Raw genomic sequence first — 7,334 nt, 5'->3', positions numbered from 1 at the left:
CCATGATTCGCCGGCTGAAGACGTCCACCACCAGGTACAGGTAGAGGAAGGCGCCCTTCACCGGGCCCTTCAGGTAGGTGATATCCCAACTCCAGACCTGGTTGGGCCCGGTGGCGGTGTGCTCGGCTCGAGGCCTGGGTATGGGCGCCCTGGCACGGCCTCAGTGGGCCAGTTGCCCCGCTTCGCGCAGCACCCGGTAGAAACTCGCCTCGCTGGCCACGTACTCGCCCCGGTCCGCCAGCCTGGGGACAATCTGTTTGGGCGAGGCGTCCCGGAACTCCTCGCTGTTGGCCACCGCCAGGATTCGGCGCCGCTCCGCCTCCGACAGCCGGTTGGCCGGACGGGTATGCGGTCCGCACCGCCGGTCCTCCGCCGTGGCGGGCTTCCTCCAGCGTTGAATCGTGCGCGGGGCCAGCCCGAGCCGCTCGCAGATGGCCTCCAGGCGTATGCCCCTCTCCAAGGCCTCGTCGATGTGGGCGAGCGTCATTTCTCGCTCTTCTCGTCCCCGGAGTCGTCCTCGTCACCCGAGTGCCTGTCGTCCCACCCCATCGCCTGAAGTTTTTTTCGAGCACCAACAACGCCGCCGTCTCCGCCAGCGCCTTCTCCTTGCGGTGCAGCTCCCGCTCGAGCTCCTTCACCCGCTTCTCGGCGGCGGCCAGCCGCTTGCGCTCCTTGGCCGGCGGCGGCTCGCTCGCCGTGCCTGAGAGCGCCCCCTCGGCCGCCTGCTGCCACTCCCGTAGCTGCGCTTCATGCAGCCCCTCTCCCCGCAGCAACGCCCCCAACTCCTCGCCTCTGAGTTCCTGGGCCGCCGCCAGCACGCGCACCTTCTCCTCGGGCGTCCACTTCTTGGGCCCAGCGGGCGGGGCGGGCTTCTTCTCGTCGGACGGGGGCGTCGTGGCCGCTACCCTATTCGCCGCACGCAACCACTGCGACAACGTCGGTTGCGACACTCCCACCTGCCGGGCCAGTGTCCAGGCATTCACCGCGCTCGGGCCCATCATCCGCTTCACCATCTGCGTCTTGAATGCGTCTGTGTACGGCACTTCAACCGCCTGCACTCGCCCCCTTCGGGTGGTCAGCTCGGCAACTCAGCCGAGGCGACTTCTTCCCTGACACAGGGGGGAACCCTCATCACCGCTGGCGCGACTCGGCGTGCTGCCGCGCCCGCTTCTCCACCGCGCGGAACGTGTCCTCCACCGCGTCCTTCTGGCCCATGCGCGCCAGGAAGCCAGGGATGGAGCCGGCCGGGTCCACGGTGAAGCGATACACCGCATGGGACTTCTCCTCGCCACGAGGCTCCACGCGCCAGCTTCCTTCATTGAGCCGGATGCGCACCGTGCCACGCCGCTGAGGAATGGCATCCGGCTCCGCCTGCCACCTCTGCGCGAACACGCCCGAGCCGTCCTCCACCAGCTTGGACTCCAGCACCACGTTGCTGATGTAGTCCCGCGCGGACACCACCGGCAGGTCCAGCCTCGTGTAGGTCAGCTGCCCCTCGTCCGGCAGCTCCTTCAGGAGGCGGGACTCCTTCACGTACGGCATCCAGTGTCGGTAGGCGTCCACATCCCTCAGCACGGCCTGCACGTCCACGGCGCTCGCGGCCAGCTCGCCCTCCGCCCAGACGTCCTTGGCCTGAGTCCCCGGCCGAGCCCGGACCTTCACGACGTACGGCTTCTCCGCCACCGTGCGCCACTCCTCTGCCGCCTGGGCGGTCCCCGCGGCGAGCCCCAGCGCACAGGCGGCAAGTGCCGCCCCACTCCACACCATCTTCATGCGTTCTTCCTGGGCGACCCGGGCCCGGTTCGTCTTCACGTCCGCTTCCGACACACGAGCGCCCCGGCGAATTCGCGGAGGCACACCCGGTCAGGGGGCAGGGCAGCCTCCAAGCTGCCAGCCACGGCGGCACGGCACCGCCATGCGAGCAGCCACGATTCCCCGCGCCCCTCGACAGCACTCGAACTCCTCCGAGTGAGGCACCAACCCAACCTGTCTGAAGCGATCTAGAGTCACCAGGACGCGCGAGGGTCGCCGCGCGGCACTTTGGGGGCATGTGCCATGAAGCAGATTGAGCAACACCTCGCGGAAGGTTCCTTCCAGGAAGCACTCCGGTTGATTGAAGCGGAGGTGTCGAAGGCCCCCTCGGGCGAGCGGCTGCTGATGGCGTTCAACGTGAGGGTGCGCCTGGAGGACTATGACGGGGCCCTGCGCGCGCTCGAGGACTTGGAGAAGCTGGAGCCTGAAGTCTCCGAAGCGGTGACCTTCCTGCACCACTGTGCCGAGCTCGAGCGCCTGCACTCCCTGCGAAGGAAGGACGCCGAGCGGGCCAAGGAGCGTGGGGCGCTGCAGGCACCACAGCCCTTCTCACGTGCCTACCTCCAGGCGGCGGTGAGCCATGCGAAGGGCGAGTTCTCCGACGCGGCTCGTGCCCTGGAAGAGGGCGCGCGCTCGGCCCCCAAGACCTCCGGAATGCTGACGCGGACCAATGGCGTCCGGGTGCGCTTCTCCGATTTGACCGACTCGGATGAGTTGACGGGGCCGCACCTGCCCTGCTTCCAGGGTGGCACCGTGCTGGACGTGCCCTTCAGCGAGCTTCGCTCCATCCAATTCGAAAAGCCGAAAAGCTCAATGGATGTCGTCTGGCTGCCGGCCCAGTTCCAGACGCTCGACGGCCGCGAGGTCGAAACCCGCGTGCCTTCGCTGTACCCCGGGACAGGCCTGCATGACAACGCGCCCATCCGCCTGGGGGAAATGACCGCGTGGCATCACGATCCCCATGGGTATGCCGTTGCGTTCGGCCAGCGAGACTTCAAGCTGACACATGAGGATGGCGGCATGGGGATGGTCGGGCTCCTCCAGGTGGCACGGATCGACTTCGATGGGGCGGGCAGGTCCATGAGCGGAAAGCCGCAACCCCAGGCGAAGAAATCCTTCTGGTCGAAACTCTTCGGCTGAGTCGGGACATCGGTGCGGGCGAATGCCTGTCAATGACGGGCCTTCCCATGCCAAAGCAAGGCTGTCGGGCTCGGCATCCTCGTCGGGTCCTTCGGTCGCGGCAGATGGCCTTTCGGCGGGCTCCTCGCGGGCGCGGCCATTGGCATCCTGATCATGGCCGTCGGTGGTGCCACCCGCCTCATCTTCGACGAGGGTGTGCGCACGCCCATCTGATCAAGACGACAGGCACGATGTGTCGGGGCGCCCCAGGTGACTCGACGAAGCACCCGGGGCTGAGCCAGGTCAGATGTCCAGGTACCAGAGCTGGTTGTCCGCCGCCCTGTCGCGCTTCATGGGGTAGGTGATGAGCCGCCCCGAGCCATCCGCCCTGCCACCCTCGATGTCGAGCACGTGGCCGTTGAGCTGACTCTGGATGTAGTAGGTGCCGCGGACGCGACCGGGCACCAACTGCCACACCTGATGGGGCTGTCCGTGGGCCTCCCAGGTGACCACGCGTGTTCCCGAGGCCTTGTTGGCGCCCTCCACGTCGAGCACGAGTCCGTTGAGCCGGCTGCGGATGAGGTAGCCGCCGCGCGTGGGCACCAGCTCCCACTTCTGGTTGTCATTGCCCTCGCGGTTGGACTTGGCCCGGTGGGCGACGAGCCCCGCGCCGGGCGAGCGGTTGTTGCCCGCGATGTCGATGACGAGCCCCGCGAGCTTGCTGCGGATGAAGGTGCTGCGCTGGGGACGCCCCTCTCCCCGGCCATGGTCCCAGTCCTGTCCGTCGTGGTCTCGGACCGAACGCCCGGGCGGCGGCGGGGGCGGCGCGGGGCGCGCCTCGCCCTGGCACCAGCCCGCGGAACTGCACGTGCGTGCGCCATCGCACTGGGAGGCATCGTGGCAGCGGTTGGGCCCGGGGTGGTTGCGCGACTCGTCCCTGCGGTAGTCCGGCCCAGGCCCCGCCGCCGCCGTCAGAGGCAGGAGCAGCAACGCGAGCGCCGCCCATCCCCTCCCCTTCGCGGACGACCGGTTTTCACTCGCACGAACACCCTCGGAGCCACTCCGAACCGCCAACATGGGACTTCTCCTTGTTTTTGAGGTCTCCAGCGGAGGGGGCCGCTCTCGCCGCCCGCTCGCCCTGTGTCCTTCATGACGGAGGCCCGGGAACTTCATTCACCTGGCCGGGAGGTACGTGCACTCGGCACCCTTCCTCACGAGGTCGCCACCTCCCACGGGCACGGGTGCCCTTGCAGTACTGTGCGCCGCACAGTACTGTGTTCCGCATGGGTCAGGCGGAGTCATTCAGCAAGCTGGAACTCGAGCTGCGCCGTGGAGTGGTGGTGTTGGCCACCCTGTCGCAGCTGAGAGCACCTCGCTACGGGTACGAGCTGCGACAGGCATTGGCGGACAAGGGAATGCCGATTGAAGAGGGCACGCTGTACCCCTTGCTGCGGCGCCTGGAGACGCAGGGTGTCCTGCAGAGCGAGTGGAGGATCGAAGACGGGCCACCGCGGCGCTACTACGCGCTGAACGCGGACGGCCGGAAGCTGCTCAAGAAGCTCACCGACGCCTGGCAGGGCATGAATGACGCCATGGAGAAACTCCTGGAGGAGGGGCAATGAACGCGAATGACGTGCTTGAGTCCTACATCACCGATGTCGCCGTGCGGTTGCCACGCAAGCAACGCGACGATGTGGCGTTCGAACTGCGTGCATTGCTCACCGAGGAGCTTCAGGCCCGGGCCCTGGCGGATGGACGCGACGCCGATGCGGCCATGGCCACGGAGCTGTTGCATGCCTTCGGCCATCCGGAGGTCGTGGCGGCGCGCTACCGCCCCCCGCTGACCATCATCGACCCAGCGGATGCGCGCGGCTTCCTGCGGGCGACCGTCATCGGACTGGCCCTCATCTGGTGCGCCGGCCTGCTGACGCACCTGTGGCAGCCCCTCCAGACTGGGAGGGACGTGCCCCAGGCGCTCGGTCAGTGGTGGGTGCACACGGTGGTGGGGTCCTTGTGGTGGCCTGGATTGCTGGTCGTGGGCTACGGCGGCGCTGCCTGGGTCCGCCGCCGGTGGCCTGACACGTCGAAGTGGAAGCCGCGTGCGGAGGATCGAATCCAGGGAGGCCGCGCGGCCATGGTCCTGGGCATCGTCGGCGTCCTGAGCGGAGTGTTCGTGCTCCTCGAGCCGACCTGGGTGCTGGACATCTGCTTCGGGGGCCGGGCAGCTCCCGCGGCGTACGAGGCGCTCACCTACGCCGACGGTTTCCGTCAGCGCCAGGCGCCCTGGTTGCTCGTGCTCCTCCTGATCAATGTCCCCATGTGGCTCGCCGTCATCGTGAGCGGGCGGTGGTCCACGGGCATGCGGCGCCTTGAGACGGGACTGAGTTTGCTCACGTGCGCGGTGATGGCATGGACCGTCCTGGATGGCCCGGTCTTCCGCACGGAGGTGAGCGACCGGACGGTCCGGTTCTGCCTGGTCCTCATCATCGCCTCCGTGCTGCTCCACTACGGCATCCGGATGTTCCGGACCGTTCGCCCTGCTCCATCCCTCCGCGGCATGCATGGATGACGACGTGCAGGGTGGAAATGACCCTGCCTCTACAACGTCTGTCATGGCGCATAGGCTGCGCATCGCCGCGCGCGTGACGTGACTCGTTCCTCCTCGACCTGGCGTCTGTCGTTGCCCGGGTCTCCCGCCCGCCCTCGGTCATCTCGTCGTCAGGAACGGAGGCGCCTTCCCCTGGAGGGCGCCCCTTCAGAGGGACATGCATGAAGAGCAGTTCGACAAGCGCCGGCCGGCTCGGGTGGCTCGCGGTGTGTGCGTGGTTCGCGTGGGGCACGGGGTGCTCGGCGGGCCCCGCCGAAGAGGGACGCGAGTGGGACGAGCGTCCCGGGGTCGTCCACTCCGCGGAGGGGACGTTGGGTCAAGGGACGGTGGCCGCCGGGCGGCTGCACACGCTCGCGCTGCGCTCCGACGGCACGGTGTGGGCCTGGGGCAGCAATACACATGGGCAGTTGGGCAACGGCACCACACGCTCGGCGTCGAGGCCCGCCTGGGTCTGGGGGCTGAATGACGTCGCCGCCGTGGCCACGGGGGAGCTGCACTCGCTGGCCTTGAAGGCGGACGGCACGGTGTGGGCCTGGGGCTTCAACGACCGGGGCCAGTTGGGGGACGGGACGACCACCTCCCGAGCGGTGCCCGTGCGCGTGCCTGGGCTGACGGGCGTGATGGGCATCGCGGCGGGCTTCTCCCACTCGCTGGCGGTGAAGTGGGACGGCACGATGTGGGCGTGGGGCAACAACGCCACGGGGCAGCTCGGCAATGGGCTGACAGCGAACCAGCCGGTGCCGGCGCAGGTGCAGGGACTCGGAGGGGTGAAGGCCATCGCCGCGGGCAATGCGCACTCCCTCGCATTGAAGTCGGACGGCACGGTGTGGGCCTGGGGAGGAAACGCGGACGGGCAGTTGGGGGATGGCACCACGACGTCGCGCCACGTGCCCGCGCGCGTCGCGGGAGTGGCGGATGTGACGGCCGTCTCGGGAGGTGGCTCACACTCGCTGGCCCTCAAGGTGGATGGCACGTCGTGGGCGTGGGGCAGCAACGCCTTCGGTCAGTTGGGGGACGGCACCACGACCTCGCGCCACGTGCCCGTGGCCGTCGCCGTGTCCGGCCTGGCCCGCCTCACCGCGGTGGTGGGGGGCGGACAGCACTCCGCGGCCCTGGGTGTGGATGGGACGGTCTGGACGTGGGGTAGCAACACGCGTGCGCAGTTGGGGGATGGCACCACGGTGTCGCGCCTGCTGCCCGTGGCGGTGGGGGGCCTGAGCGGAGTGATGGGAATCACGGCGGGCGGTGGCCAGCACACCGTGGCGATGAAGGCCAATGGAGAGACGTGGGCGTGGGGTGGCAACAGCGAGGGACAGGTGGGCGATGGGAGCACGCTGTTGGCGCTGGTGCCCAAGCGAGTGCTGAGCCTGTCTCGCATCGAGTCCATCTTCGCGGGTGGGTACTACTCAGTGGTCGTCCGGGACGGAGGGACGGTCTGGACCTGGGGTTCGGATCGGCTGGGGGAGTCGGGGGATGACATTCCCACCCTGAGCCCGGTGCCCACGCGCGTGACAGGGCTGACCGGCGTGGTGAGCGTGTGCGGCTCGGGTCATCTGCTGGCCATCAAGGGCGATGGCACCCTGTGGGCCTGGGGCGCCAATGGCGCGGGCCAGCTCGGGGACGGAACCACGGTGTCCCGCACGAGCCCCGTCCAGGTGCCAGGGCTCACCCAGGTGGTCAGCGCGTCGGCGTCGGGCCATTCCCTGGTGGTGAAGTCGGACGGGACGGTGTGGAGCTGGGGAGCCAATTCACAGGGGCAGTTGGGCGATGGGACGTCCACGGCGCGTTCGGTGCC

At 68.7% G+C, this 7,334-nt stretch carries 7 protein-coding genes and 2 pseudogenes; 4 read left to right on the top strand and 5 right to left on the bottom strand.

Features of this window, described 5'->3' with window-relative positions; genetic code table 11:
* The 4 genes and pseudogenes from HR086_RS49015 to HR086_RS43025 form a co-directional block, all read right to left on the bottom strand.
* On the bottom strand, positions 1-142 hold a 142-nt coding region (locus tag HR086_RS49015; RefSeq protein ID WP_373564429.1), incomplete at its 3' end, for a DDE-type integrase/transposase/recombinase.
* 18 nt (positions 143-160) lie between these two features.
* Positions 161-487, bottom strand: a complete 327-nt coding sequence (locus HR086_RS43035; protein ID WP_174468533.1) for a helix-turn-helix domain-containing protein — start codon at positions 485-487, stop codon at positions 161-163.
* Positions 488-626: 139 nt separating this feature from the next.
* Positions 627-998: pseudogene (locus HR086_RS49870) on the bottom strand (transposase); the annotation flags it as partial.
* A gap of 133 nt (positions 999-1,131) precedes the next feature.
* The gene (locus HR086_RS43025; protein WP_373564428.1) at positions 1,132-1,812 is read right to left on the bottom strand and encodes an START domain-containing protein; all 681 of its coding nucleotides are present in this window, start codon (positions 1,810-1,812) and stop codon (positions 1,132-1,134) included.
* Between the two features lie 243 nt (positions 1,813-2,055).
* On the opposite strand from HR086_RS43025, the gene HR086_RS43020 reads away from it, so the two are divergent.
* Positions 2,056-2,952: a type VI secretion system accessory protein TagJ gene (locus HR086_RS43020; protein ID WP_174468532.1), complete on the top strand. Its 897-nt coding sequence runs from the start codon at positions 2,056-2,058 to the stop codon at positions 2,950-2,952.
* A 282-nt stretch (positions 2,953-3,234) separates the two neighbouring features.
* Here HR086_RS43020 and HR086_RS43015 read toward each other — a convergent pair whose 3' ends face one another.
* On the bottom strand, positions 3,235-4,008 hold the full coding sequence (locus tag HR086_RS43015; protein WP_174468531.1) for an RICIN domain-containing protein: 774 nt from the start codon (positions 4,006-4,008) through the stop codon (positions 3,235-3,237).
* Between the two features lie 206 nt (positions 4,009-4,214).
* Between HR086_RS43015 and HR086_RS43010 the strand changes: the two genes are divergently transcribed.
* From HR086_RS43010 to HR086_RS43000, 3 genes and pseudogenes are all read left to right on the top strand, one after another.
* Positions 4,215-4,553 carry a PadR family transcriptional regulator gene (locus HR086_RS43010; RefSeq protein WP_141645209.1) on the top strand — a complete coding sequence of 113 codons (339 nt, stop codon included), beginning with the start codon at positions 4,215-4,217 and terminating at the stop codon, positions 4,551-4,553.
* Positions 4,550-5,500: a hypothetical protein gene (locus HR086_RS43005; RefSeq protein WP_174468530.1), complete on the top strand. Its 951-nt coding sequence runs from the start codon at positions 4,550-4,552 to the stop codon at positions 5,498-5,500. The genes HR086_RS43010 and HR086_RS43005 overlap by 4 nt, the downstream gene beginning before the upstream one ends.
* Positions 5,501-5,700: 200 nt before the next feature.
* Positions 5,701-7,334: pseudogene (locus HR086_RS43000) on the top strand (RCC1 repeat-containing protein); the annotation flags it as partial.

This window comes from Myxococcus sp. CA039A, assembly GCF_013336645.1.
GTDB lineage: Bacteria > Myxococcota > Myxococcia > Myxococcales > Myxococcaceae > Myxococcus > Myxococcus llanfairpwllgwyngyllgogerychwyrndrobwllllantysiliogogogochensis.
This window is presented reverse-complemented; position numbering and strand designations above follow the sequence as displayed.